The sequence below is a fragment of the Bacillus sp. M6-12 genome, from assembly GCF_002860285.1.
In the GTDB taxonomy this organism is placed as follows: Bacteria; Bacillota; Bacilli; order Bacillales; family DSM-1321; genus Peribacillus.
In genome coordinates this window covers 158,536-183,650 of record NZ_PGVF01000001.1, presented here as the reverse complement: position 1 = coordinate 183,650, position 25,115 = coordinate 158,536, and the positions used below count along the sequence as shown (strand labels likewise).

Sequence of the window (25,115 nt, the reverse complement as noted above, 5' to 3'; positions counted from 1 at the left end):
AATATGGTTACATATAAAACAGCATTCATCTCCTTTTATTTATAGAAAGGAATTCTTTTCTATACAATACAATAAGACTTTTATTTAGTAAGAGAAGGAGGTGATTATGTGATTCAAGAACATTTGAAAAAACTATCCTTTTGGGGTAAATTCGTTGGCTGGACACTTTTAATTTCTGGTGGGTTATCTACGCTTATTGGTGCTTTTGCTTTCCTTGTAGGAGCTATACCTGGATTGGTGACGATATATATGGGTTGGAAGTTAATAAAAGCCTCTGAAAATGCAGACAGACTATATCATGAAGCAAACAATGAAGAAGCATTCCAGTCTTTATTGAAGAACTATCTATCCTTCTTTAAAACACAAGGGATTTTATTAATCGTTATGTTTGTGATATATGGATTGATGTTTCTACTTATGGCATTAGGTGTTTTCGGTAGCCTTGCAAGTATGAGTAGTTTATAAAAAAGTTTTTTGAGACAGATAAAAGAGAAAAGGTATTTACTTTCTTTAAATATCTTTTTTCTTCTTTAAATTTAGAGAAAGGTTGAGGTGAAAAAATGAAAAAGCATTTGAAAGCATTGGCTAAATGGAGTAAGTTTATAGGGTTGTTTGGTCTTATAATGGGTGCGTTAATTGCGTTAATTGGATTTCCGTTTTTTTATGTAGGAGCAATTCCAGGTTTATTTATTGTCATTTTGAGCATTCGTTTGTTACGTGCTTCCAGAAGTGCTAAACGATTAAATTATAATCTACGATTAATACAAAATGAACAAGATGTCTATGACGAAACCATGAATCTATTCGCCTCTTATTTTAGACTTCAAGCCATTATCATTCTCCTTATTTTTATCATGATTTTAGCTGTTGGTGTGGTCATGTATTTCTTCCCAATAGATTATATTTCTCTTATTCAACAACAATTTGCACAATTTATTCCATTCCTATAAAAAAGGCTCTCTTTTTAAAAATAAGAGAGTCCTTTTTATTAGATTAAACATATTCATGGTAACATTTTTTAGAGCATATTAGCCCTTCATAAACGACTTGTTCCTTTTCAATAAGGGATTCTACTCCAGAATGGTCAACTCTCTCAAATAAGGCTTCAAATTCGTCTAATAGGTTACTATGGTCTACCACTTCCTCACATACTATACATGTTCTCATAAAATGCTCCTATCTATGATTCATTATGACCATTACCTTTCTCTTGACCGTTACCTTTACCGTTGCCATTCCCTTTCCCTCCTCCGTTATTTCCCTGTTCTTTCTCTTTAGAGGGTTGAGGATTTGTTTCAGCTTTTGGCATTTGTGCCTTTACTTCTGCTTCTTCTTCTACTTTCGGAACTGTTACCTGAGAAGGAGCAGTTACTTTTGATTCTATTTTTTTCGGTTCTTCTTTCTTTTCATGTTTTACTTCTTGATTGTGTGGTTTGTTTACCGCTTTTTCTTCTACTTTTTTATTCGCATTTGATTGTTTTTCTTGTTTCTTTTCTTCTGACTTTCCTTTTGATTTTTCTTCATGAGTAACAGAATGTTGTTTTGATTCTGGTTGTTTAGAAGGTTTTACTTTTACCTCTTCTTTTTTCTGTACTGGTGTTTGTACTGGCGTTTGAACTGGTTCTTCAACCGTTTCTTGAATCATTGACTTATCTGAATCTACGATACTTTCTTGTTCAACTGATTCTTTTTGAACTGCTGGAGACCCTTTTTTTGTTTCTTTAAATTGCTTTTGAATTTGTTTTTTCGCTTCTTTAAAATCATGATTCACAGTTTTCATAACTTCATTTGGTTTTAAACCAAGGTCTTTCGTTGTTGAACCAATACCCTTCTCATTTTTAAGAAATACAGTTAATACTTCATCAAATGATTTGCCTGACTTATCAGCAATAGATTGGATTGCTAAAATTTGTCGTTCGTTTAATTGATTTTCTTGTGATTGTTTTAGTGCTTCTTCTCCAATTTTGGCTACTAAAACAGAAGTCGCTACTTGTTTTTTCAGTGAATCACCTTCTGCTTCATCAGTTACTTCTACAATATCAACGGTTTCAGTCGTTTCATCTAACTGTTCTTCCATTTCCTTTATCACTTCACTTATAGATTCTTGTTCGGATTCAGGCAATGTTTCAATCGCTTCTTCTATCAATGCTTCTTCGATTTCTGATTTTTCTTCCATCGCTACAATGACTTCCGTTACATCCTCCCCATTTTCAATGGCTGTATCTAACTCATTGTTTAATTCATCTAATGTTGCTTGATAGTCCTCTAAGGTTGGTGCTACTAATTCTGTATTTCCTTGTTCTATCATTTCAGCGACTTCCGACACTCTTTCTTCTGCTATAACATCTAATGTTGTTGCTTTTTCAACACCTTCATCAGCCAATTGAAGTCCGATAGATTCCCCTAATTGGTCAATGGGATACATAAAATCATCGGGTGTAAGTCCAGCTTCTACTATTTCTGTTTTGGGTTCTTGATTGCTCTCTACCTCACTTGCAAACGCTTGTACTGGTAAAGCAAAACTTAATGCTAATGTTGGGATTAATACTTTTTTATTCATGTTATTTTCTCCTTTATGGTCTATAATTTTCGTGTAAAACTACCTTTAGTACGCCACTCTTTTACATATTTACGTTCTGATATTTTGGTGTGTAATTCTTTTGGCAAAAAATAAATGCAACCAACAATAACGATAAGCCATAAAACATATCGTTGAAACCAAAAGAACTCCCACCCATCTGATAATCCAAAATCAAAGGATTGACTAAAAGCATCGTATGCCATTAAGAAAATAGTAAGAATTCCGATAAGGATATATCCTCCTACTAAATACCAAATCATTCACTTTCTCTCCTTAATCAATAGAATAATAGAGTATCTATCCCATAGAAGATAAATACTCCATATATAGTTACTTTATAGTTTGATAATGAACAGGTAGTAATTCTTGAAGGAACATTGACGGATACATAGGTTTGTAAGACATGCTTTGCCATTCAATGTAGCTCATATGCAAGTGCTTTCTTGCCCTTGTGACTGCCACATAGAATAAACGTCTTTCCTCTTCAATTCCCTCTGGTTGATTCATGCTTCTTCCAGAAGGGAAAATGGCATCGTTTAGATAAGGAAGGAATACACAATCCCATTCTAATCCCTTTGATTTATGAACGGTTGTAATCGTTACAACATTATCTCCTTGTTCTTCTTGCACTACTTCATCCAATATCATTTCACTAAGGAAATCCGTTAATTTGTCGTATCCGTTTGCTGTTTCATACAAATACTCCAAATCATTTTTTCTTTCGTTATAATCGTCTTCAGTACGCTTTAAATAAGCATCATAGTATTCTTTTACAATATGACTTATCATGCCCTCAATGGTCATAAAAGGGTTCATAATGCCTTCTAAAATAGCAATCATAGTGTCCAGACCCTCTTTGGCTCTCTTTGTTACTTTGAGCTTTTTAAGTCCTTCTACCTCATACCCTGCTCCTTTAAAACCTGCAAAGAGCTTTTCTACTGTTTTTTCACCTAATCCATCAAATAGTCCAGCCATTCGGATAAACGCTGTTTCATCTTTTGGATTTTCTACAAATCGCAAGAAAGCTAAAATATCTTTCACATGTTTTCGTTCAAAGAAAGAGAAACCAGCTAATAACTTATAAGGAATCCCATGTTGACGCAACACCTTTTCTAATACTCTGGTTAAGAAATTGGTACGCAACAGGATTGCCATATCTTCATAGGCAACACCTTTTCTTGTATAGCGATGAATTTGTTCAGCAATATATTCTGCTTGTTTAAAGTCATCTTGTGTTTTGAAAAGCGTTGGTTTGTTTTCAGAAGGAAGAAAAGCATTGATTTTTGTCTTTTTCGATTTCCCTTCATAATTATGGTTAATCGAATGTTCCGCTAACTTTAGAATTTCTCCATCAGAACGATAGTTGTGTGTAATATACAATGTTTCTGCATTGAGATATTGACGATGGAATCCTTCAATATAGCTCACATCAGAACCACGCCAAGAGTAAATCGCCTGGTTCGCATCTCCCACTACAAATAGATTGTTGTTCCCCTTATTCAGACCTTTAATAATCTTGTTCTGAATATGGTTAATATCTTGATACTCGTCAACTAATATATATTTATATTGAGAACTGATTTCTTTTCGCACGTCTGGAATGTCCAGTAACTTTCCAAAGTTGACAATCATATCATCAAAGTCCATTGCATTTGCTTCTTTTTTACGCTTTTCATATTCCCGAAGAATTTCTTCAATCCCCCATAAAATATGTGGAGCAAAGCGGTTTTCTTCTGCATTAATCCAATCTAAAGACATATTTTTGTTTATTGCACTTGAACCATAATGGTAAATGATTTTCTTTTCAGGAAACTCACTTTTCTTTAATCCATGTTCTTTCAAGTAGGGTTTTCGGATTTCTTCAATTAAACTTTTTGCGTCATCCACATCTAAAATCGTAAAATTACTCTTATATCCAAGCGAATCTGCATACTTACGAAGGAAAATCCCCCCTATTTTATGGAATGTTCCTCCTGAAATACGAATCTTTCTACCACCAAGCATAGCTTGAACCCGTTCTAACATTTCACGACTGGCTTTATTCGTAAAGGTCAATAGCATAATTTCGTGTTGTGGAATACCAGAAGCTAACAAATAGGCTACTCTGGATGTCAAAACCCTTGTTTTCCCTGCTCCTGCATTGGCTTTAACCAATGTATTTCGATATTCCATCATAACCGCTTCAATTTGTTCATCATCTAAGGTTAATCCTAATTTATGAAGACTAATCTTACCGTCATCCCCAATAAGACTGTGTATGTTTTTTTGCTCACTCATAGTTTTTTCACCCTCTTTTCTTCGTGCTAACATCGAATCCTATAATCAATCATATCAAAAACATTGACTTTAGGCAATAAGAAGGTTATTTTTGACTATGAATAATGAACACAAATAAAAAAAGTCTGATTTCTCTTCTTAATGAGTAACCAGACTTCTTATTCCTTTATGATGTTTTTTCCTGTTGTCATATTTTATCCACCTTTTCTATGTTGTTTTAGATAACCTGTTGATTTCTTGGAGGGATAGGAATAGGTTTCCGTTTTAGTTGGTTTATTTCTCTGTCCCTAACTCTTATTTGTTCACGTAGCAAGAGTAGATTTTTCTCCTTCTCCCTTACGGATTCTTTTGCTTCTTTCAAGTTCTTCTCCTGTTTTTCAATATATTTATCCTTCTCCTTTATTACATCTTCTAATTTTCCATTGATGCGAAGTAAATAAATAGAGTACCCACACATGGTTATCCCTAAAAGACCCAATGCGATACAACAGGCGATTAAGAGTTTTAGCATACACGACCTCCTTTGATGATTGGTATTTAGTTTATAATTATTCTTATCTAAATTAGTGTAAATGATTTAAATTTACCTATCAATGCTTGTCAAGCTCTATTTGGTTTGATATTATAAATTTTTCCAACAAAAAAAGCCTTGTGGGAAACAAGACTTCTTTCGACACTTATACATTTATTCATGAGTGGCTTTATAAAGTTTGGTAGCAAACTCTTTTAGCCCTTCTTCTGTTCCAAATATTTCAACCAGTAATCCTTCTGTTGTCCGAATGACAATTTCAGGCTCAATTTCTTTGCCCTCAAGCTCAACTTGAGTCTTATGGTCAACACTAAAACAAACTTTCATTCGACATCCTCCTGTTTAACAAATATCCACATAATCACTAAAGATATTTAGTGCTTCACCATATGAATTACAAGCCCATACACGTTCTTGCATTTCTTCCCCTTTATCTGTCATACCTTCCTTTTTTAATGTTCGGTAGACAATTGCCATTAAATTGAACACATTCCCATCTTCTCCAATTAACTTGCAATCAGGTTTAAATTTTTGATTACTTTTCGTATGGACATTAACAGCTTTTTCAATATCCACTTCTTCTTCATCTAAACGATTAATAAACTCCTCAAAAGAGTGGATTCTTTCCTTTTCGTTTAATGTTTGGTATGTTTCATTAAACATATTTAATACATTGCTGTATTGTTCTTCACCTTCCCCTACAATAGTTACTTCTTCTGGAATACGACCTTTTCCGTCACATACAGTACATTTTCCAGATACATACGTGCCTCCAGTCCCTTCACATTGCGTACATTCTTCTTTTACCCATTCAGAATAAGAGAACTTTTCAGGACTTCCTAAATCACGAATAGAGGTAAATAGAGATAGCAAGTCATCAAATCCTTTGATTTCTTGAGCATATCCTTTTTCCACATATTCAAATATAATTTCAAAATCTTCTTTCATGAATCCATTTTTTCGCCATTGAGACAATCCACCAGCCATAACTTCCTCATGAAATCGGTTTAGTCGAATAGCAACTTCATGTTTTTCAGAAAAAAACTTCTCAATAACATCTAATTCTGTCATTTCAGGAAATCTCTTTGACTGTTTTCTTACATCCTCAATTAAAGTGATAAATAAACCTTTTGTTTCTAATGCCATAAAAATATCTCTCCCTATAAATAAAATTTTTCCTGTTGGAAACCTGTTTTATCAACATTTCTATATTATAGATGAAGTTCAATCGCTTAATCGACCAGCATACAACATCGCCTTTCGTTACCTAAATTATAATTGCTGGATATATCTACTAAAATATCCATTGAAGAATATAAACAGACAGACGAATTATAGGAGGGGTAAATAATTGAGTAGAAAAACGAAACGAGGATACCTTGCTTTAATGGCGGTAACTGGTGTAAGTATCGCATTAGTAGGGTGCAGTTCTAATGAGACAACCACTGAAAGGAAAGAAACGGATAAAAAGAAAGAAGAGGTAAAAAAAGAGAAAGAGTTGGCTACTTACACAAGTGAAAACTATGGTGTTCAATTCAAATATCCATCAGAATGGGTTGAAGATAAAGATGCAGTCTTACAATATGGAACGCCTGGTTATTTTACCGTTTCTAAAGCAGACCAAGCGGATTTCTATTATGTCGTCAATATGTCTTTCGGAGAAAAATATGAATTTACCACTGAAAATGTAAAAAAATCTCTAACGGATGCTGGTGCAACTGGTGAAATTGAGTTCATTCAAGAACCAACTGAATTTACCGTTGACGGAAAAACTGCACATGAGTTCACGATTAAAATGGGAGATGTATATATGTATCAAGGTTCTATTGAACAAAGTGATACAAGAACCGTTGCGTTTAATCACCGTTCTTTATCAGAAGATTATATCGATGATGTAAAAGAAGCAGTTAGAAGCTCTGTATTATTAGATAGAGGAACTGGTGGAGAAGAAGAGACTTTTGAAGATTCCTCTTCAACAGAAACTACGTCTGAATCTGATAGCACTGTAATGGACAGTTCTAAAATGAGTGAAGAAGACGCTAAAAAATTAGAGGAAGTTGATAACGCATTAGCAGAACAAGCAGAAGCTATGTTCGGAAATTAATCAGCATAGGAAGGCGTGGGTCATGCCCTAATCCAAATATTCCATTTGTGCGAAGAGGAGAGCTATAGCTCCCCTCTTTTTTATATCTGGTTTTAATTATTTATCTTTTCTTTCTTTAAGAAAGGTTTTCTTCGCCTCTTCTAATAGAATTTCTTTTTCTGTTGGAACTTTTATTAGTTCTTTATTGTTTATCTTCAAATTCCATGCTCTCGGATGTTCACCTTTTAAGTATCCTGAAACATACCCTTTTTCTAATTGTTCGGAAATATCATTTTGTTCCGCACGATTAAGTGGATATAGTTGTTTTTGGGGAACATCTAATTCCCAAGCTGGAACAAGCCCACTGGTAAATCCGATTTTTACCAAAGAAGCAATATATTTTAAGTCTTTATCAGGCTTTATTTGATTGAGTTTTTCATTGCTCATATAACTGCTTTTCAACTCGTTCAAATCTAAGTCTAAAGCGATTGCCATTCGGACTAATTCTTCTCCTGTAAATGAATTAATTTTAAATTTACTAATCAACGTTTTGTATTTTATATCAATCTTATCAGCAAGTTCAGACTTTGATATTCCCTTTTCATTGAGTTTTTCTTCCAAAAATTGAGCTAATATCCATTCAGAATGTTGAGACTCTTCTTCCGAGTACCTATTGTCTAACTCATTTAACGCTTCCGTTACTTTTGAGAAAGAATCCCCCGTATTGTCCCAATTATCTGTTTCATCATTTCTCTCAAATATGTAATATTTTATAGTTGGTGATAATGTCTCCCAATAGAAGAAAATTAATGGCTTAGTAAGTTGGTCATCTATTTTTTCTATCGTATTCATATTCATCCAAATGACTTCTTCCGTATCCCCTGTTATGACATATCTGAATCGAAAGATTTTATCTAAGTCCATTTCTATGTATATATAATCACCATCCATTGCTGGTCGATGACACGTTTCTTTGAAAAATTTAATAAGAGCACCATCCAGTTTTACTCCCTGTTGATTCACTTCGATAGGTAAATCCTGAATCGTCTTGAATTGTTCGTTGATATTTTCTCCGAGTTTTTTCAACTCTACTAATTTATCTAACATTTCATTTAAGTATTGAACCATAACTAAAATATCCTCCTCTGATGGTGTTTCTATATACAGAATACCATTCTAATAGACCTGTTTCAACAAAAAATACATTAATTATTCCAATATTTTAGATATTATCCAAATGAAAGTCTAAAATAATAGACTTTTTCTGTAAGGATATAGGTTTTTTTGATAGATAAGGGAATACACAAGAAAAACACAGGCGTAATACCTGTGTTTTTCCTATAAAGAAATTATTTATTTTATATGCGTTTCCGCATATTTTACTCCTGCAACAAGAGCTTCCTCTATTTCATCGAAGGATTCTGCATATAGCGTTTCTCCATCACTCATTCGATTGACGTAGACGGTATAAGTCACTGGTGGCATATGACCTTTGTTGACTTGTTCAGCATATCCATTTTCAATTTGGTCAATAATGGCGTATTCAATAGCAATTCCTTTTCTGCTCCAATTTTCAATTTCTTTAAAAAGATTCATCTGTTATTTACTTCTTTCCTTTAATGTTTTCATATCTTTTTTGATTTTATAGAGAATATATAATCCTACTGAAAAGTTCAAGATACTAAAGATTCCCACCGTAATCATGCCTGTAAAGGAAGTATTGTACGTATTTCCCATAAAACTATACAGCAAGACTGTCGGAACATTTACAATCGTGATAGTGATTAAATATCGGACATAGGAAATGCCAGTAAATGTAGATAATAAACAAACCACATCTGTATTTGCAACAGGAGCTAAAATTCCTACCGCTAAGAACTTCTGATTGTACCGTTCAATAATCGGAAATAGTTTCTGGTGTTTGTTTTTTATTTTTTGTACTCTATCGGATTCTGAAAAAACAGTAGCAATGAAGTACACAAAGGTTAAACTAATCGTTAAACCTATCAAGGATAAGATAAAACCTTTCCATCCACCGAATAGTAATCCACCCATTATCATAAAAGGAAGACTTGGAAGTAAGAGAAATATCCGAATGGCGAATAATAAAACAAATAATACCATTCCGTATGGTTGACTTTCTTCCAGTACCCCTTGAATTTGCTCTATATCAAAGGTTAATAAGTCATTGATATATAAGAGACCAAGAATCAATACCCATATTAAAAGTATGATATATTTTTTCTTTTTCTTCACTTCCTTCCCTCCTCCCTTTGTTTTTGTTTCTATTATTTTAGTATCAAAAAAAGGAAATAACGACTATTGGGAAGGAGGAGATGGAGTAATCTAATAGACTATGCCATCTTCTAATGCTTCTCTCATTGGGCTTGATTCTGACTCTCTTTTCTCTATTTTTTTCAGCATTTCCTGAATAGTTAAAGAGAATTCTTTTATTGGTTTTTTAGCCTTTCGTACTTGATAATATTTTCGCTCCAACGTCTCTTCATAGGTATCTAAAATAGCAATCCATTTATCCCCTGCAGTCATATCTTCATTCCAATATAGCCAAAGACTTGAATTGTATTGAAGAACCAAGTCAAAAAAATGGCTAAGTCCTATCTCACGTATCATCTGTTCTTGTTTTTCCCATTCGTTATGTATCGAATGACAGCTTTCTAATCTTTCTCCAATATCGTTGTGATAATAACCACATTGAACAAAGAGATAATCAGTAGAGGAGGCATGAGTGCAATGATAACAAGAGATAGCTTGTTTTCTGTTTTTTTCCTCTGGTCTCTCAATCATTGCTTCCTCTATTTTTTGTTCATATAAATCTATGGTTAAGAGAATTTGATTCGTCACGCTTATCTCTTCCTGAAGTCTATCTATCTCTTCTTTTGATAAACTCTTTGCTTGTGAGGTCAAAATGAGAGATAACATGGTTTTCATTCCATATGTCTTTCCGATATAATTATCTTCTTTTTTTCCCTTTTTGCACTGTTCTGGATGGGAAAGCTCCCCTATATGAATAGGTAGACCATGTTGACAATGCAAAGAGCCTTTGTTCAAAGAGATAAAGGAACAATCTAAACAACTCAAACGCCCACTCACCTCTCTCAATCCTGATAAGTAAATCTTCCTACAAATAGTATATCGTAAATATTTTCTTTTGTTAATTATTTTTTACATGTTTTCACAAGTTAGGTTTGTAGATACCAAATTCAAATGAATAATAAGCACTAAGAACTTGTTTAACAGGAAAACTTCCCGACTGAAAAACAGGTTGAACTTCCACTGATTTCTTTAATTTCACAATACCTAATCTCCTCAATTCTTTTTCAGTGGTACTCCATACTACCTGATTCTCAATTCCATGTAACCAATTTTTGCTATTTATTGCTTTGATTCCAAGAGCTAAATTTTTCTCGGATTCAACGCTTGTTAAGTTGTTCCACTGCTCTGAGGTGTATGAAGTGGAGTCTATCAGTGTAGGCTTCCATTGGGAATCATTTGCAATAGATATATTGGCTACTTTTACATAGATATGATTATTGGTTCGATTTTCAATAACTATCGGTTTTATATCGGAAATAGGCTTATTAGGGTTGTAAGAAAACTCATAATATAACGGAATAGCCACATCTAATGTAGTTCTTTTTATGGTTTCAGAATTATCGGCAAGTACATTTTTGGCAGAAAACTGTAAAAAAAATAATAGGAAAATACCCCTTCTAATATTTCGGATAATTCTCCTCATTGTTATTCATACCCTTTCATAAAAAATAAATAAGCACAAGAATCATTCGTTCTTGTGCTTAAGTAAAGTGCTTATTATTTATTTAGTTCATGAGATTTATAGACGTTCAGATTCAAGTGTAAATCCTTCAATCTCTACATCTTCGTCTACTTCAATCAAAATACATTTTTTGCCACGATGATTAATAATTTGTTTGATATTTTTCATATCTTTTGTGTTGATATTAACCGAAGCGGTTTTTGTGTTAATTTTTACTGTTTTTCCTGGAAGAAGACTACTTGCTTTAAATTCATAGTTTTCATCATCCACTACGTCTTTAAAGATATGCTCCAATTTGTCCGTATCTACGTTATCTACTCCGCTCACTTCTAAAATTCTTGTCATATCATGATAATCAAGCATTGGAACTTCACTTTCTTCATCTTCCATTTTCTCAACAATCACTTTCTCAATTTCCTCGTAAATATTAGAAAGAATTTCAGTAGATTCGATTTTTTCTCCCAAGACACTTCTCAATACTTGGTCAAACATCCCTTTATCCTCAACTGCAGTAACGATTTCATGACAATCCAATACTTCTTCAATGAAATGTCCGTCAGGTTGATTTTTCTTCCCTGCACTGTAAAGAATATGGTTTACGTCAGCTACGTTGTTATTAAACGCTGGAAAGAAGAATCCTTGTAGTGGTGTGTTCAAATTAATAATCGCATCCAGAACAGAATTAGCTTTAAATTCCTTCTCTACATAATCAAACAAAATGGCACGTTTTGGCTTGTCTGTTTTATTAATTGTGCAAAGGATAAACGGATGAACGAATACTTCATCATCTTTCCCTGCGTCTTCCTCTTCTTTTTTCTTTTTCGTTGGTTTCAAGTATTCACCACGAACAAATGAAACAACGGTATCAAATTCGTAAGCAACGTCAGTGTACATTTTCTCAACAATTTTGAGCATTTCTTCTTTCCAATGGTCAACATCCGTAGTATTCAGCGTATCAAACAATAATGTCTGAGTGCTATTATCTACACCGTTTTTGAATTTCAATTCAAATACCTTTTCATCCAAGTTTCCTGTTAGGATTTTCTTGAAGTTCCCCATGAAAAGCTCTTGTTCTTCGAGTTCCATCATGTTGAAATATTGACTTTCTGAATGAACAATATTTGAAGTTTCCTTTTGTACATATACATGGAAAACCTCTTTCAGTTTCAACATAATGTTGTCCACCTTAAATTCTTTACGGATATTAGCAATGTCTTTTTTATTCATATTGAATGTCACTCCCTATTGACTTTAGTCTACAAACATAGGATAACACTTTATAATCAAGTTGTAAACGATAATTACAAAGTTTTTTTAGATATTTCATCAGTTATAAGTTTTTTCATCTTATCTATGATGATGAATATACAACATTAAAAAAGGAGTAAGTTTTTACTTACAAGCTGTTGAAAGGGGTGATTCTGTTGTAGAATTGCTTTTTTTGTTTTTAAGAGATAGGCGTAACAAATGTTACAGGTTGAAAAAAGGAAAGAAATCAAAAGGAGAGATTTATTGAATGGAATTAACTTTGCGTGGAATGATGAAAAAATCAAGATTTTACTTATTTTTAACGGTTTTATGTGTTTTGCCTTTGATTTTTCATCATGGTGGGTATATTGTGAAAAATGTTTTATCCGCGGTGATTTTAAGCATTGTGTTTTTAACTCTTTTATCTCGTTATAATAAAACCTTGAATAAATTCTTCCGTAAAATTTATCACAATACACTTTTTACAGACGTTAAAACGTCAGTTTATATATCAAAAGCTATGTTTATCATTGCTAAAATTAGTGCAATTTTGCATAGCGGTGAAATCCTTTTGATTTTTATTATTCTAACAGTGACAAGCATTGTATTTAGGGTTTTAAGCAAACTTCTATCACCTTTTCGCTTTCGAGCTACTTTTGTATTCGTTGCTGGTTTAACGATTATTGGGCTAATACCTGGGGATATTGTTCAAATGTTTCACACTCTTTATGACAAAGAGTACAAAGACCACAAAGGACAGAAGAAAGAAAAGAAATTGGAAGCAAAATAATGTATGTAAAGGGCTATTCTACGGAATGGCTCTTTCTTTTTGCTTTATTTATCATTATCATAAAAGAAAAAAGCCACTCTCTCCCCTTCTTTCTCTCAATTATGAAATAGAAAAATTTGCATAGAATACATCAGTTACAAAAAATGATGGTGGCTTATTGCTAATTTCATTACAGGAAAGATATATCTTTGAGGGAAAGAATTTAAAATGGAGAGAACACATATCATAGGGAAGAATCTATTTAATAGGGAGGATTTCAAAAATGGAGTTAAATATCATAACAATCGTCACAATCTTAGCGGATTTAATTTTTCTTTTTGGTATCATGAAAATTGATACTGTATTGAAAAAAGCAGATGTGGAAGAAAAAATCAGATTACAGGTAAACTATATGTTGGTATTATTCGGACTTATAGTTGGCTCTCTCTCAGGATATATCATTTTCTTTACGAACTAAGGCAAGAAGTTGTCATCTCCTTTGTAAACTATCATTTTAATTTTTTTGACAGCAATTAAAGGAGGCTGATAAATATGTCTATAAGACATGAATTAGAAAGTTTAAAATTGGAGGTTAGCCAAAAAACTAACCAAATTGTACAGAAGATTGACAATGGTAATCAGAAAGTTTCAGGCGTGGAGCAGAAATTGGAAGATACTAAGCAAGAAATGAAACAAGAATTACAAACTGCCAAACAAGAAATCCTATTGGACAATCAACAAAAGTTTGACCAATTAGAACAAAAGTTTGAGCAAAAAATTGATGATTTAAAACAAGAAATGAATCAGCAAATGACTCAAGGTTTTAATGAAATCAAGCAATTAATTCAACAAGCGAACCAACCAAAACCAGTAAGTGAAATGACTTTATTGGAACAAGGTCGAACTTCATTAAACAAGTTTCGTGTGAATTTTGCTAACAAGATTAGAAGTGTTGTTTCAAACAACATTATCATCCCTGTTGTCATTGCGGTTATCGTTGGTGCAGGGGCTTTGGCTGGTATTCATTCTATTTGGGAATATCGTGGCACTGCACAAGATATTAACAAAACAGTTATTGAACAACCAGTAGCAAAAGAACAAAAGCAAGAAAGTAAAAAGGAAGTTACTTCTAAACAAGAGAAGAAAACTCCTGTAAAAGAAGAAAAAAAGCAAGTACAAGTTCCGAAAGAACAAGTACAAGGTGAAACACAAAAATAATCGACATTCTATTGAATGTGTGAGTGGTCGCAGTCAACAATTTTTACTGCAATTTAAATAGGTGGCAAATATCAAAAATACAGATAGCAATATCTGACGGAAGGATATTTTAAATGAATAAGTGGAGAGTAACAACAATCAACAGTCGTTGGGGGACTGAATAGTAGCACGTTTTGGATTCGATAAGAAAACAAACGTGCTATTATTATGCCCTTTTTTACATATAACTTGTCAAAACGATATACCATTTCCTATTCAAACGTAGTAAAACCAGTAAGAGAAAAAAATATCAAACAAATCATTTATAATAGAAACATGTTTGAATAAGGAGGGAATTATTTGTTAAGCAATGACAATCAACAAGAAAAAATAGAAGAGAGTTATTCCTCTAATAAGAACAAAAAAGGACTCGTTTCTAACCTCTTTAAATATGCCTTTATTATTTTTTTTGTTATCGGTTGGGGTTTCGCTTTCATAGGGCAAACACCTATGGATTTATGGAAAACCAAAACAGTTTCTTCTACATTTGAAAAGCAAGAAATCAAACGAGAACTAATTAAAACTCAGGATGAAATCATTCAGAATAACAATGAAGTGATTGAACTTGGGGAGAAAATCATTGAGAACAATGAAAAAATCATTAAAAACACTGAAACAATTATTGAGAATAACAATAAAATCATTAAACAGCAGACATCAGTAATGGAAAAATAACTTAGAATCCCCTTCTTTAGTCGAATGACATGAATGGGATTTTTTAGATTCTCAACATTTTTGTTAAAGGTCTCTTTTCTTTGACCAAATTCTTCTAATTTTAGAGAAAATCGTTTATACTGGTCATATAAATAATAATGGAGGTGCTTCTTTCATGGGAACATCTACTATGAAGACCATTAGCGAAGTGGAGATTGGAGAAAAGGCTGATTTATTTGCGGTTATAAAGCTGTCCAAAGACAAGAAGACGCAAAACGGAAATGGAAAGCCCTACATAGATTTTGTCTTTGAAGATTTAACAGGTTCAATTGACGGTAAGTTTTGGGATGCCTCCTTAGAAAGTATTGCAGGATATGGAGACCTCTCCCCTGGTATTGTCGTGAAATTAAGAGGATTAATTGGAGAATGGAATGGAAAAAAACAAATTACGGTAGAACGAATACGACAAATCAATGAAACAGACGGTGTTTCAAAAGATGATTTTATTAAAAAAGCACCTCTTTCTTATGAAGATATGTACCAATCTATATTAAATGTCGTAGAGCAGTATCAGAATAAAGATTTAAAACGAATTGCCATAGCGGTATTAGAAAAATATCAGAACGAATTAAAGTTCTACCCTGCTTCATTAGTGGTTCATCACAACATAAAAGCTGGTTTATTATATCACACGTACTGTATGCTTCAAATAGCCATAAAGCTATCTGAACTATATCCAATGAACAAAGAACTTCTCTTTACAGGCTGTATCATTCATGATTTAGGAAAAATTGAAGAGATTGATTCTAATGATGACGGTGTAGCAGTGGATTATACCAGAGAAGGAAAACTATTAGGGCATATGATTCAGGGAATTAAAGCTATCCATGATTTATCGAGAGAACTGCAGATTGATAAAGAAGTCACTCTCCTTTTGGAACATATGATAGCCTCTCACCATTCTAAGCCTGAATTTGGAGCAGTAAAAGTCCCAATGTTTTTTGAAGCAGAGCTTCTGCACTATATTGATATGATTGATTCCAGAACGTATATGTATCAAAGTGCCACTGAAAATATCGAACCAAACACCTTTACAGAAAGAATGTTTTTCTTAGATAATAAACAAGTATATAAACATAATTTAAAATAAAAAATCTTCAATGCAGGGTATTCATCTTTCCCCTGCTTTTTTTGTTGCTTCGTTATAGTGAAAATATTTACTACATATATGGTTGCGTGATTCCTCAAACTCTTTCGGAAGATGTTTTTCCAATTGTTCTTATTACTGGAAGAAATTATTCGTTTATTTAAGACGATAATAGGGGTAAAGTAATTTTGTTCTAATTAAAAAGAAAGAAGGCAACCATGTTTTATCCAACCGTATTCAATAATAAAACAAAAAGTATTCACATTGTAAAAGACCAACATTTTTGTGAATGCGGTCTTAAATACCATGCTTTTCACACAATTTCCCCAAAAGACATGAGAAACATTAAATTTAAATCGTACAAAGATATAGATTGTTCTGAATGTTTATCTAAATTTGGAAAATAGTGTAATGTCATACCCCTTATATAAGCAAACTATAAAAAGAGGAGAATTACTCCTCTTTTTAGTTTATTCCGCTTTTTTCTTCCGCTTAACTCTAACCCCATGTTGTTTTAACAATAATTCAATCGCTTCATCCATAAGTTTTGATTGCGGAATACGTGTTTTATTTGATAATTCTTTTAAGTTTTCTACTAAATCTGTATCCACTGTTGCAGTATAACGTGTTCTATTTTTTAATTTATTTTCCACTCGCTTCTCCTCCTCACCATGATTCATTTCTCTTACATCTTAGTGATTTGGATAAACTTTATAACTGAATACTTACCTTACTTCTTAGAACATGAAACTTTCATACCTTTTATCAATCTTGTTATTTATTAAACTTTATAAACACCACCTTTTTCTCGTATAATATAGGGATTTTATATAAAAAGGTGAATCTTGTATTTACTTATCACAGGGAGGAATTTACAATGGGTAAATTTAAACAAATCGAGACAGAAATTTGGGTAGCAAATCTTGAAAAACCAGGGTATCTTAAGATGGAACGAAAGAAAACGGTTCAGGAAGTATTTGACGAATTGGTTACTGTATTAAAAGAACAAGAAGTATATGGCGAAATGGATTATTTCCAAATCAGTGTGGGGAATGATAAAAAAGGAGATTTTCCTGTTTTTCGTTGGATAGCTTGTTTTGCAGTTGAAGGCGGTTCTGAAGGTCACTACATTCATATTGAAGTGATTACACCTACTGGTGAAACTGAAACCATTTTCTTAGGAAAGACTTTCTTGGGTATTGAACATGCTTTGAAAGTTTCCAACATTTGTACTCAATCGTTTTACAGATAACACCCCTTAAAGAGAGTAGATTTTTTTCTACTCTCTTTTTGTGCGTGTTTTTACAGCTCTAAAGGTACATAGAAGTAGCTTGGAAGCTACTTTAAAGCTCTAATAGGGGTCAAAAGGTGCTTGAAGGTATGTATAAGAGGGGTAAAGGTAGGAAAAGGTAGGAGAAAGGCATAAAAAAGCAGGAGGGTTTCCTTCTTTCCTCTCCTGCTCTTTATCCTAAAAATTAAAGAAATTATCTTGTGATTGTGCAATTTGTTCAGCCATTCCATTTCCCATGTGTTGCAAGAAATGATTTACATCTCCATTAAGAAAGTCAATTTTACGAAGCATTTCTTCCACTTGACTTAAAAAATTTTTATCTGATGAAGCTAATAATGATTCAATCACATCGTAATTACTTAACGTGATAAAATGAATACCTTTTTCATATTGAAAAGTTGTAACAGGCACATTTTTTTCTTCAAAGAAGGTCTTTAAAAAGGTATTTTTGGACTCGTAATTCCCCTTTTTGTCCAATACTTTCTTAATAGCTTTCGCTTCTTCTTGTGAAAAAGAATCATATCCTTCGCTTTCATCACTTTCTGGTTCTTTTACGATAATAAATGTTCCATGATAGCCTCTGTTACGTGGAAGCTCCATTAGGACACCTTCTTCATTTACGATAACTGTTGTATCGGATTTCCCATGTTTGTTATAAGTCCGTTCATATGAACCACCTACAATAGTTGAAAAATCAGAAGTAGTCATTTTTTTGATTTCTCCCTCTTTACCTGGTTCAAATACAATCGCCTGAAATTCCATAAAAGCATCTCTCCTTTTTAATTCCTGTTAAATTAAACACCTGTTTTATTTCTTGTTTCTTTTATTATACAAGAAAATTCTCAAAAAATCGTATAGTATAGGAAAAAAATAGCAAACTATGTTTTACAGTCAATGAAATCTGTACTATAATAATACTTATAAAGTATATGCTGGATATAAACGTGTGAGGTGCAACCTATAATGAGTAATAAAATGATTTTGCGTAAAGTAGATGCAGTAGGAAGAATTTCCCTCCCACCTAAACTTCTTGACCAATTACATCTGGAAGTAGGAAGCTCTGTGCTTCTTTATATGGATGGAGAAAAAGTAATTTTGAAAAAAGATGAAAAAACATGTGTTTTTTGTGGAAGCGAAGATGTAGTTGTTGACCCAACAGAAATTGAAATATGTACAACTTGTCGCCAAGACCAAGGAAAAAGAACAACGATTATTGATAAACGATATGAAAAGCAAATGATTCCAAATGGAAGAAGAATAGTCATCCCATTTAAAATCCGTCATCAATTAAAAATTGGAGAAGGTGACAAGTTAGAAGTTTGGTCATATGACGACCATTTAGAGATTATTAATTTAATGGATATATATAAAAAGTAGGTGAGATATTCACCTACTTTTTTTTATTAATATATAGGACTAAACGAACCATCTTGATTCATTTCGATTAAAAATCCTTTATCTATGTTCTTGTTTTTAGGCTCATAAAAAATGCCTTCATCTATTTTTTTATCTTCTATATCAACATAAAATCGGTCATTAGAGTTGTATTTTGTATGAGAAACATTGGTTATATTGTCAGCATGAGCAATCAAAACATCTTTGTTTTCTTGCCCTGGAAGAATGTCGTAATATTTATTATCTTCATTACTAAGGTTATACATAATAAGTGCTGTTAAAGCGACTACTGCAATAATTAAGAAAAACGTCAAAAATTTCCCTTTTGATTCTTTTTCGTTCACACTTCTCTCTCCTTTCTCTCTTCGATTGGCTTCATTATCTCAAATCCCATTTTTCTTACATAGATAAAAACGGTTCTATCTTGTTCTATACAGAAAAGGATTGGTTTATAAAGGATTTTCTTATGTAAAAAAGAAAAAGCCTCTGTTATCCCCAAATAACAAAAGGCTTTCTTTAATTTGATTCTACTTAAAATAAAGTCCGTAGAAATCATGACGCTTTTCTTCTAATTGACGCTGTACACGTTTCAAATCCAGAATCGCACACCAATCGTCTTGCTTTACTCTTTCCTCTAATTCTTGTTCTTGAACTTCTAAAGCATTAATATCCTGCTCCAGTTGTAAAAACATAAATCCCATTTCTTGTTCCCTCTTTAACATTGCGTTTGTCATAAAAATCTCTCCCCTTTTCAATATCCTTCAATAAGTAAAAGTTAGTATGAACTATCCAAATTTATAAAAATTACTATATTATAGTCGAAGGTATTTAGCTTTATCAATTAGGTTCAGAGATTACATGAAAGCGATTTCTTTTTTAAACAAAAAAAGTGCGTAGCTTATGCTACACACCTTCTATACTGCTTCTTCAAAATAAGAGTCTGGAATCCAATTATTATCTGGACATTCTTCTTCTTTTTTCAATTTTCCTGCTTCTATTTTCACTCTAAAGCTATCTTCTGTTTCAAAAGGCATTTCATATGTACATATTTCAAGGGTCATGTTTCCATCTCCTCCTTATATGCCCCTCATTATATCATTTTTTTATCCTATTTTTAAAGGTTTTTCTTTAAATATCACATTCATGTTTGTTTTTCAACAATATTCTACTGGTAATCTTGGAAACTATTTATCATTGAAAATGCTATCAAAAAACCGATATTATATTAATTGTCAATAGTCAACGGAACATGATTTTTTGACCATAAAAAATAATTTAGGAGGCATTAAAATGAATAAACATTTCAAGACATTACTTCTTGCTTCAGTGATGACAGCAACCTTATCTACACCAGCGTTCGCAAATGAGGCTTCTACGCATACGGTAAAAAGCGGTGATACCTTATATCTAATTTCTAAAGCCTATAACACAACGATTAGTTCATTAAAGGAAACTAACGGTTTACAAAGTGATTTAATTAAAGTAGGTCAAGTTTTACGTATTCCATCTGCTAACACATTCTCTTATACAGTTAAGTCAGGTGACAGCCTAAGTGCAATCGCTAAAAACAATCAGACAACAGTTGGACATATTGTATCTATTAACAACTTACCAAACACTGCTATTAAAGTAGGACAAGTTTTAAAAATTGAAAAAAACAGCAATCAATATACGGTTCAATCGGGTGATACGTTATATAAAATTTCTGTTAAGTTTGGTACTTCAGTTAATGAGATTAAAGCAACAAACCATTTAACAACTGACATTATTCATATTGGTCAAAAGTTAGAAATCCCATATCGTGCTTTATTAAATGGTGGTGTATCTGCACCAGTCGTTACAAATCCAGCACCAACTCCTGCCCCTGCCCCAACCGTAGAAGTACCCACAACTTCTAATTGGGAATCCACAGCAAATGCCATCATTGCTGAAGGAGCTAAAAAAATGAGCACTCCATATGAATATGGGGCTACACGTATCCTTTATTGGAACAAAACAGACAATCCAAACTTTACAGGAAATACATTTGATTGTTCCAGCTTCGTTCAATATGCGTTCTATAAAGGAGCAAACTTTAAATTGAGTGGAGATTCACGTTCTCAAAGTCTTGAAGGGACAACGATTTCTTTATCCCAAATCCGTAAAGGAGACCTATTATTCTACTCTACTTCAGATAGAGTGAACAACACAGGTGTCGAACGTATTGGACATGTTGGTATTTATGTAGGTGATGGCAAAATGCTTCATGCAAGTACCTCTAAAGGAGTAATGTATTCTGACATCAACACAACCTATTGGAATAATATGTTTGTAAAAGTTCAACGAGTGCTTAACTAATAACAAAAACTTTTTTTAACTATGTAGATAGTTCAGGAATTCTTCATTCCGTTTGGTATGAAAATATAAACTCGACATTGTGAACCAAAAGGGATTAAGAGGTATTGGTATTTGGCGTTTAGGCTTAGAAGATGAATCCTTTTGGAGTGTCATTGAAGAAAAGTATAGGAATAATTCTTTAATATATAGAAGCATGGTTTTAGTAATTGACCATGCTTCTAAGTTGTTTTATCTTCGTTATCCAATCGCTTTTATTATAAATTCACTATCCGTTTCTCACATTCTTGCAGGATAAAATTCAAAATTGCTTTTGGAATAGGAATTTTCTTATTGCTATCAGAAGGATAATGATAAGTTTGTCTTTTGGAGTTTTCTATGAGTAGAGTGTTGTCTTTTTGATAAGAGAATTCATATGAAGGGGAATGATTTACTCCGTAATAATTTTTTTCAATATTTCCCTTCCATAAAAATAGATTTGATGTTTCAAAAGAATAGGGTTTTCTTATAGAAATGTTCCAATCTGTATAAGAATTATCCATATCTTTACTTAAAACGAATTCATTTTCATTTTTTTGATATACTCGCACTTAATCACCCTTTTTCCTGTATATCTTTATAATTATTATAAGATACTGTATGTAAGGAAAGAAACTAAATAATCGTTCGATTATCGAGTTTAGAATCAAAATCCATTAGCTTATCTATTTTTAACTGCAGAGTATCCTCGATATTTATTTCAATCAATCTTACCAATTCTTCTATGACTTCTTTTCCATTCTTTGCTTGAATGTCAATATAATAACCTAAATGAATGTAATCTCCATCGTCATCCCAATCATCCTGGTAAATAGAGATACCTTCTTCTTGCATTTCTTGAATTCGTTTTTTCTTCCAATTCATATATACGTCTAAACCAACAGGAGCATCCCAAAATTTACGTCTTTCCATTTGAGTGAGCTGGACTTGGTAAGTGTCATTATCTTTCTTTAAGACGTGACAATCTGATTCAAAAGAAGGGGTAATTACCTGGTCTTCTATCTTGTCACATAGAAAGAAAATTTTATTAACTGGTATGTCTTTTGATGATAACGCTTCAAAGTCACTCTTTTTTATGTAATGAATTTCGGATTCCTCAAAATCAATCATTAATCTCACATTTTCCTCCCCTTTAACTCACTTATATCTATAAGTATAGACAAAAAAAAAGAGTGATAAACAAAAGTTATCCTCCTTTTCTCTTGACCTATTTCTTTAGCTTTGGCACACGCTGTAAGATTAAATCTTCTACTTTACATAAAGTATTTCTTGAGGCTTTCCCAACACCTGAATCACCAATAATGACTTTATGAAGTTGACGCTTGGGAGTGTCACTTACCTTTTTATCGCCTTTTACGTTCTTATGTTTCACATTCCATCCTCCTTTTACACAAACAAACGGAACTAATGAATAAAAAGTTCCGAATGTTGGCTTGTTTATATAAATGATTTATTCTTCTCCTACTGCTCTGCCATAACGATTTTCATATTGTTCCGTAGTTAGCATTCCAAAATCGACTTCATTATCTACATGATAAACTTCCACAACATACTCTTTTTGACGAATTTTCACTTGAATATCAGTGCTTCCGTATTCCATATTATCAAGAACTTTTTCTAATTCTTTCTTTGACAATCGTTCAAGTTCTGAATTGTAACCACCCATAGAAAGACCTAATTCATTTAGTTTCTCTTCTATCTTCGCTTTGTTTGTCATGGCACATGCTCCCTTTTTCTCTTATTTTTTATCTTCAAAAACCTCACATTCAACCTTTTTCAGTTGAACACTTCCGTCTTTTTCTTCATATATCCAATTAAATGTCCCTGCATATACGTCATAACCTTCTTTTCGCAAATAATCACGTATGGCATAGGCAATGTCATCTTTCGTTAAAACTGCAGTCTTTCTAATCTCCACATAAGCCCCTCCTTCTATTTTTTATTATGATAGTAAGAAGGGACTTCAATTATTGGTATTAAGAGAGGTAATCAGTGACTTCATCTTTGGACAGATTCATTTACTCTTTATCCTCTTATTTTGGGATATAAAGTCCCTTTTCTGTTCGTTCGACTAATCCTTCCGACACTGCTTTCTTTAGCGTAGTAGAACAATAAGAGGAAGATGAATTATAATCTTTCCCTAATGCTAATCCGATTTTTGATGGACTAACCGCCTCACCAGTTTCTTTATATAATTTTTTCAGCATATCTAATATTTCTTGTTGTTTTGGTGTCATATGATGTTATTTCTCCTTATATTCGATTAGAATTTTCACTTCTTCATTTTGTCCAACCACTCTTGAATAGTAATCCAATAGGTTTCCTTGACGAATGTTCCAATCATGAATTCGGTCTTCTAAGAAAATACCTTCATGGTGCTTAAGCTCTACTTCTTCTAATGAAGAAGGTCTCTCCAATCGTTCGCCTGTTTGTGTGTCAAACTTTTTCCAAGTCCACATTCGCTCTTCATCATAAACTGTCCAAAGCCGAACAATTTCATGTTTATCCAAATCTATACCAGATGGCAATAAATCAATTTTTTGACCAGAAATAATTTCAATGATTTTTCTCATAGTTTTTTTCATTCCTTATATTAGATTTCAAAAGGCTTTAATTCAAACAACCTACCTTTGATACGAATACAATCTATTAGCCGAACTTTATACATCTTATTTAATCCATAAAGCTCTTCTTTAGTTTCCAAATAAAATTCTGAACTGCTTGGATATTGTTCCGAAAAAGAATTAAAATGAATATCTTCTTTTAAATTCAAATCCCAAGCTATTTTTTGGCAAACATGGTCGATGTCTTCCTTTGATTGAATCTCTATATCTCCTAAATCCACTCGTTTAATTGTATCTTCATAATCGCCTGGTTGACGGTAACTAACCTTCGCCATTAAAACATACTCCATTTTCGCTCCTCCTTCGTTTGTTTTTCCGATATCTATTTACATATATTATATCACATATTTTTGTTTTTGTCAATTATTTTTTACAATGAGAAATGGTTCATACGTTTGAATATCCCTTTGTTCTAAATCTAAGATAAAGAAGGTTCTTAAATAAAAGGTGTTTGTTATCAAACATTTACTCAGGAGGATGAAATCATGAAAACACTGGAACAGATTATTGCTGAATTTTCTAATGAAGAGCTGAAGAAAGGCTTTGAAGAAATCGTAGAATGGAGAAAGACTGGTATTTTGAAAGTGGATGGTGTTGTTCGTGAAGCTCATAAACAATTTACAGTAGGAGCAAATGTAATGTATCCTATTCATGCAATGGATACCCCTTTTCTATTTGAAATCTCTAAACGTCATTATGCTGAAAAGGAACAGAACTAAATATGTCTGTTTATCAAAAGTGTTCCTGTACTAAGTGCCACAAGGAATTTGAAGCACATTTACCTAATGCCAACGATGTGTGGTTGAAGGACATTATGTGTGATGACTGCTTTGATAAATGGATGATATTTCGTTTTAAAAGAAAAGGTAAAAAAGAATAAATGTAACTAAGGGGAAGATGGCCTTGTTTAAATTGGAAATGTATCTTTTTATAGACAACAAATGGCAAAATATTGGCTACAGCATTAGAGATAGAGTACCTGAAACAGACGATAAGTTTTATAATAAAGGGAAAGAGTATCGTGTTGTAGACATTAAAGGTGAAGAATACGATATTTACTTTGATGTATTCCTTGAATTTATTTCATAAAA

39 protein-coding genes are annotated in these 25,115 nt (G+C 32.7%); 13 read left to right on the top strand and 26 right to left on the bottom strand.

Annotated features, from left to right (window positions below):
- Nucleotides 1–108 precede the first annotated feature (108 nt).
- Both CVD28_RS01385 and CVD28_RS01380 read left to right on the top strand, forming a co-directional pair.
- Nucleotides 109–465: a DUF5362 family protein gene (locus CVD28_RS01385; protein WP_101590469.1), complete on the top strand. Its 357-nt coding sequence runs from the start codon at nt 109–111 to the stop codon at nt 463–465.
- A gap of 95 nt (nt 466–560) precedes the next feature.
- Nucleotides 561–950, top strand: a complete 390-nt coding sequence (locus CVD28_RS01380) for a DUF5362 family protein (RefSeq protein WP_101590468.1) — start codon at nt 561–563, stop codon at nt 948–950.
- A gap of 43 nt (nt 951–993) precedes the next feature.
- Here the strand turns inward: CVD28_RS01380 and CVD28_RS27705 are convergent, their stop codons facing one another.
- The 7 genes from CVD28_RS27705 to CVD28_RS01355 all read right to left on the bottom strand — a co-directional run bounded on the left by CVD28_RS27705 (nt 994) and on the right by CVD28_RS01355 (nt 6,533).
- The gene (locus tag CVD28_RS27705) at nt 994–1,167 is read right to left on the bottom strand and encodes a hypothetical protein (protein ID WP_180953836.1); all 174 of its coding nucleotides are present in this window, start codon (nt 1,165–1,167) and stop codon (nt 994–996) included.
- 13 nt (nt 1,168–1,180) lie between these two features.
- Complete coding sequence (locus tag CVD28_RS01375) at nt 1,181–2,560, bottom strand: DUF5667 domain-containing protein (protein WP_101590467.1); 1,380 nt, start codon at nt 2,558–2,560, stop codon at nt 1,181–1,183.
- A 20-nt stretch (nt 2,561–2,580) separates the two neighbouring features.
- Complete coding sequence (locus CVD28_RS01370) at nt 2,581–2,841, bottom strand: hypothetical protein (protein ID WP_101590466.1); 261 nt, start codon at nt 2,839–2,841, stop codon at nt 2,581–2,583.
- A 70-nt stretch (nt 2,842–2,911) separates the two neighbouring features.
- Nucleotides 2,912–4,858: an ATP-dependent helicase gene (locus CVD28_RS01365; RefSeq protein WP_180953835.1), complete on the bottom strand. Its 1,947-nt coding sequence runs from the start codon at nt 4,856–4,858 to the stop codon at nt 2,912–2,914.
- Nucleotides 4,859–5,075: 217 nt separating this feature from the next.
- Entirely contained in the window at nt 5,076–5,369 is a 294-nt protein-coding gene (locus CVD28_RS01360; protein ID WP_101590464.1) for a hypothetical protein, read from the bottom strand.
- A 174-nt stretch (nt 5,370–5,543) separates the two neighbouring features.
- On the bottom strand, nt 5,544–5,714 hold the full coding sequence (locus tag CVD28_RS27700; RefSeq protein ID WP_180953834.1) for a hypothetical protein: 171 nt from the start codon (nt 5,712–5,714) through the stop codon (nt 5,544–5,546).
- A gap of 15 nt (nt 5,715–5,729) precedes the next feature.
- Complete coding sequence (locus tag CVD28_RS01355; protein WP_101590463.1) at nt 5,730–6,533, bottom strand: hypothetical protein; 804 nt, start codon at nt 6,531–6,533, stop codon at nt 5,730–5,732.
- Nucleotides 6,534–6,738: 205 nt separating this feature from the next.
- Between CVD28_RS01355 and CVD28_RS27440 the strand changes: the two genes are divergently transcribed.
- On the top strand, nt 6,739–7,491 hold the full coding sequence (locus CVD28_RS27440; protein ID WP_142384709.1) for a PsbP-related protein: 753 nt from the start codon (nt 6,739–6,741) through the stop codon (nt 7,489–7,491).
- A gap of 96 nt (nt 7,492–7,587) precedes the next feature.
- On the opposite strand, the gene CVD28_RS01345 is transcribed toward CVD28_RS27440, so the two are convergent.
- From CVD28_RS01345 to CVD28_RS01320, 6 genes are all read right to left on the bottom strand, one after another.
- The gene (locus CVD28_RS01345) at nt 7,588–8,598 is read right to left on the bottom strand and encodes a helix-turn-helix domain-containing protein (protein WP_101590461.1); all 1,011 of its coding nucleotides are present in this window, start codon (nt 8,596–8,598) and stop codon (nt 7,588–7,590) included.
- Nucleotides 8,599–8,823: 225 nt separating this feature from the next.
- Nucleotides 8,824–9,066 (bottom strand): hypothetical protein, encoded by a 243-nt coding sequence (locus CVD28_RS01340; protein ID WP_101590460.1) that lies wholly within the window; start codon nt 9,064–9,066, stop codon nt 8,824–8,826.
- Nucleotides 9,067–9,069: 3 nt separating this feature from the next.
- The gene (locus tag CVD28_RS01335) at nt 9,070–9,726 is read right to left on the bottom strand and encodes a TVP38/TMEM64 family protein (protein ID WP_101590459.1); all 657 of its coding nucleotides are present in this window, start codon (nt 9,724–9,726) and stop codon (nt 9,070–9,072) included.
- A gap of 90 nt (nt 9,727–9,816) precedes the next feature.
- Nucleotides 9,817–10,581: a hypothetical protein gene (locus tag CVD28_RS01330; protein ID WP_142384708.1), complete on the bottom strand. Its 765-nt coding sequence runs from the start codon at nt 10,579–10,581 to the stop codon at nt 9,817–9,819.
- Nucleotides 10,582–10,663: 82 nt separating this feature from the next.
- Nucleotides 10,664–11,227: a hypothetical protein gene (locus tag CVD28_RS01325; RefSeq protein WP_101590457.1), complete on the bottom strand. Its 564-nt coding sequence runs from the start codon at nt 11,225–11,227 to the stop codon at nt 10,664–10,666.
- Nucleotides 11,228–11,323: 96 nt separating this feature from the next.
- The gene (locus CVD28_RS01320) at nt 11,324–12,493 is read right to left on the bottom strand and encodes a DUF4317 family protein (protein WP_101590456.1); all 1,170 of its coding nucleotides are present in this window, start codon (nt 12,491–12,493) and stop codon (nt 11,324–11,326) included.
- A 289-nt stretch (nt 12,494–12,782) separates the two neighbouring features.
- On the opposite strand from CVD28_RS01320, the gene CVD28_RS01315 reads away from it, so the two are divergent.
- The 5 genes from CVD28_RS01315 to CVD28_RS01295 all read left to right on the top strand — a co-directional run bounded on the left by CVD28_RS01315 (nt 12,783) and on the right by CVD28_RS01295 (nt 16,344).
- Nucleotides 12,783–13,304 carry a hypothetical protein gene (locus CVD28_RS01315; protein WP_101590455.1) on the top strand — a complete coding sequence of 174 codons (522 nt, stop codon included), beginning with the start codon at nt 12,783–12,785 and terminating at the stop codon, nt 13,302–13,304.
- 262 nt (nt 13,305–13,566) lie between these two features.
- Nucleotides 13,567–13,761, top strand: coding sequence for a hypothetical protein (locus CVD28_RS01310; protein WP_101590454.1), 195 nt, complete (start codon nt 13,567–13,569; stop codon nt 13,759–13,761).
- A 74-nt stretch (nt 13,762–13,835) separates the two neighbouring features.
- Nucleotides 13,836–14,501 carry a hypothetical protein gene (locus tag CVD28_RS01305; RefSeq protein ID WP_101590453.1) on the top strand — a complete coding sequence of 222 codons (666 nt, stop codon included), beginning with the start codon at nt 13,836–13,838 and terminating at the stop codon, nt 14,499–14,501.
- A 339-nt stretch (nt 14,502–14,840) separates the two neighbouring features.
- Complete coding sequence (locus tag CVD28_RS01300) at nt 14,841–15,215, top strand: hypothetical protein (protein WP_101590452.1); 375 nt, start codon at nt 14,841–14,843, stop codon at nt 15,213–15,215.
- 154 nt (nt 15,216–15,369) lie between these two features.
- Complete coding sequence (locus tag CVD28_RS01295) at nt 15,370–16,344, top strand: 3'-5' exoribonuclease YhaM family protein (protein ID WP_101590451.1); 975 nt, start codon at nt 15,370–15,372, stop codon at nt 16,342–16,344.
- Between the two features lie 467 nt (nt 16,345–16,811).
- Here the strand turns inward: CVD28_RS01295 and CVD28_RS01290 are convergent, their stop codons facing one another.
- Nucleotides 16,812–16,994, bottom strand: coding sequence for a ribbon-helix-helix domain-containing protein (locus CVD28_RS01290; RefSeq protein WP_257985722.1), 183 nt, complete (start codon nt 16,992–16,994; stop codon nt 16,812–16,814).
- 224 nt (nt 16,995–17,218) lie between these two features.
- Between CVD28_RS01290 and CVD28_RS01285 the strand changes: the two genes are divergently transcribed.
- Nucleotides 17,219–17,593, top strand: a complete 375-nt coding sequence (locus tag CVD28_RS01285) for a hypothetical protein (RefSeq protein ID WP_101590449.1) — start codon at nt 17,219–17,221, stop codon at nt 17,591–17,593.
- A gap of 216 nt (nt 17,594–17,809) precedes the next feature.
- Here CVD28_RS01285 and CVD28_RS01280 read toward each other — a convergent pair whose 3' ends face one another.
- A complete protein-coding gene (locus CVD28_RS01280; RefSeq protein WP_101590448.1) occupies nt 17,810–18,394 on the bottom strand; it encodes a DUF3846 domain-containing protein in 585 nt (194 codons plus the stop codon).
- A gap of 201 nt (nt 18,395–18,595) precedes the next feature.
- Between CVD28_RS01280 and CVD28_RS01275 the strand changes: the two genes are divergently transcribed.
- Nucleotides 18,596–19,009, top strand: a complete 414-nt coding sequence (locus tag CVD28_RS01275) for an AbrB/MazE/SpoVT family DNA-binding domain-containing protein (protein WP_101590447.1) — start codon at nt 18,596–18,598, stop codon at nt 19,007–19,009.
- 26 nt (nt 19,010–19,035) lie between these two features.
- Here the strand turns inward: CVD28_RS01275 and CVD28_RS01270 are convergent, their stop codons facing one another.
- The 3 genes from CVD28_RS01270 to CVD28_RS27695 all read right to left on the bottom strand — a co-directional run bounded on the left by CVD28_RS01270 (nt 19,036) and on the right by CVD28_RS27695 (nt 20,088).
- Nucleotides 19,036–19,371: a hypothetical protein gene (locus tag CVD28_RS01270; protein ID WP_101590446.1), complete on the bottom strand. Its 336-nt coding sequence runs from the start codon at nt 19,369–19,371 to the stop codon at nt 19,036–19,038.
- Between the two features lie 183 nt (nt 19,372–19,554).
- Complete coding sequence (locus CVD28_RS01260; RefSeq protein ID WP_101590444.1) at nt 19,555–19,761, bottom strand: hypothetical protein; 207 nt, start codon at nt 19,759–19,761, stop codon at nt 19,555–19,557.
- Nucleotides 19,762–19,941: 180 nt separating this feature from the next.
- Nucleotides 19,942–20,088 carry a hypothetical protein gene (locus CVD28_RS27695; protein ID WP_180953833.1) on the bottom strand — a complete coding sequence of 49 codons (147 nt, stop codon included), beginning with the start codon at nt 20,086–20,088 and terminating at the stop codon, nt 19,942–19,944.
- A gap of 229 nt (nt 20,089–20,317) precedes the next feature.
- Here CVD28_RS27695 and CVD28_RS01255 point away from each other — a divergent pair, with 229 nt between their 5' ends.
- Entirely contained in the window at nt 20,318–21,364 is a 1,047-nt protein-coding gene (locus tag CVD28_RS01255) for a C40 family peptidase (protein WP_101590443.1), read from the top strand.
- A gap of 254 nt (nt 21,365–21,618) precedes the next feature.
- Here CVD28_RS01255 and CVD28_RS01250 read toward each other — a convergent pair whose 3' ends face one another.
- The 8 genes from CVD28_RS01250 to CVD28_RS01220 form a co-directional block, all read right to left on the bottom strand.
- The gene (locus tag CVD28_RS01250; protein WP_101590442.1) at nt 21,619–21,951 is read right to left on the bottom strand and encodes a hypothetical protein; all 333 of its coding nucleotides are present in this window, start codon (nt 21,949–21,951) and stop codon (nt 21,619–21,621) included.
- 64 nt (nt 21,952–22,015) lie between these two features.
- A complete protein-coding gene (locus tag CVD28_RS01245; protein ID WP_101590441.1) occupies nt 22,016–22,519 on the bottom strand; it encodes a hypothetical protein in 504 nt (167 codons plus the stop codon).
- An 88-nt stretch (nt 22,520–22,607) separates the two neighbouring features.
- Nucleotides 22,608–22,772, bottom strand: coding sequence for a hypothetical protein (locus CVD28_RS27690; protein ID WP_180953832.1), 165 nt, complete (start codon nt 22,770–22,772; stop codon nt 22,608–22,610).
- A 78-nt stretch (nt 22,773–22,850) separates the two neighbouring features.
- Entirely contained in the window at nt 22,851–23,117 is a 267-nt protein-coding gene (locus CVD28_RS01240; protein ID WP_101590440.1) for a hypothetical protein, read from the bottom strand.
- A gap of 21 nt (nt 23,118–23,138) precedes the next feature.
- Nucleotides 23,139–23,318: a hypothetical protein gene (locus tag CVD28_RS01235; RefSeq protein ID WP_101590439.1), complete on the bottom strand. Its 180-nt coding sequence runs from the start codon at nt 23,316–23,318 to the stop codon at nt 23,139–23,141.
- 115 nt (nt 23,319–23,433) lie between these two features.
- Nucleotides 23,434–23,637 (bottom strand): hypothetical protein, encoded by a 204-nt coding sequence (locus CVD28_RS01230; protein ID WP_101590438.1) that lies wholly within the window; start codon nt 23,635–23,637, stop codon nt 23,434–23,436.
- Nucleotides 23,638–23,643: 6 nt separating this feature from the next.
- Complete coding sequence (locus CVD28_RS01225; RefSeq protein WP_101590437.1) at nt 23,644–23,973, bottom strand: hypothetical protein; 330 nt, start codon at nt 23,971–23,973, stop codon at nt 23,644–23,646.
- Between the two features lie 20 nt (nt 23,974–23,993).
- Complete coding sequence (locus CVD28_RS01220) at nt 23,994–24,314, bottom strand: hypothetical protein (protein WP_101590436.1); 321 nt, start codon at nt 24,312–24,314, stop codon at nt 23,994–23,996.
- Between the two features lie 195 nt (nt 24,315–24,509).
- On the opposite strand from CVD28_RS01220, the gene CVD28_RS01215 reads away from it, so the two are divergent.
- Nucleotides 24,510–24,743, top strand: coding sequence for a hypothetical protein (locus tag CVD28_RS01215; RefSeq protein ID WP_101590435.1), 234 nt, complete (start codon nt 24,510–24,512; stop codon nt 24,741–24,743).
- Between the two features lie 178 nt (nt 24,744–24,921).
- Nucleotides 24,922–25,113 (top strand): hypothetical protein, encoded by a 192-nt coding sequence (locus CVD28_RS01210; protein ID WP_142384707.1) that lies wholly within the window; start codon nt 24,922–24,924, stop codon nt 25,111–25,113.
- The last annotated feature ends 2 nt before the right edge of the window (nt 25,114–25,115 follow it).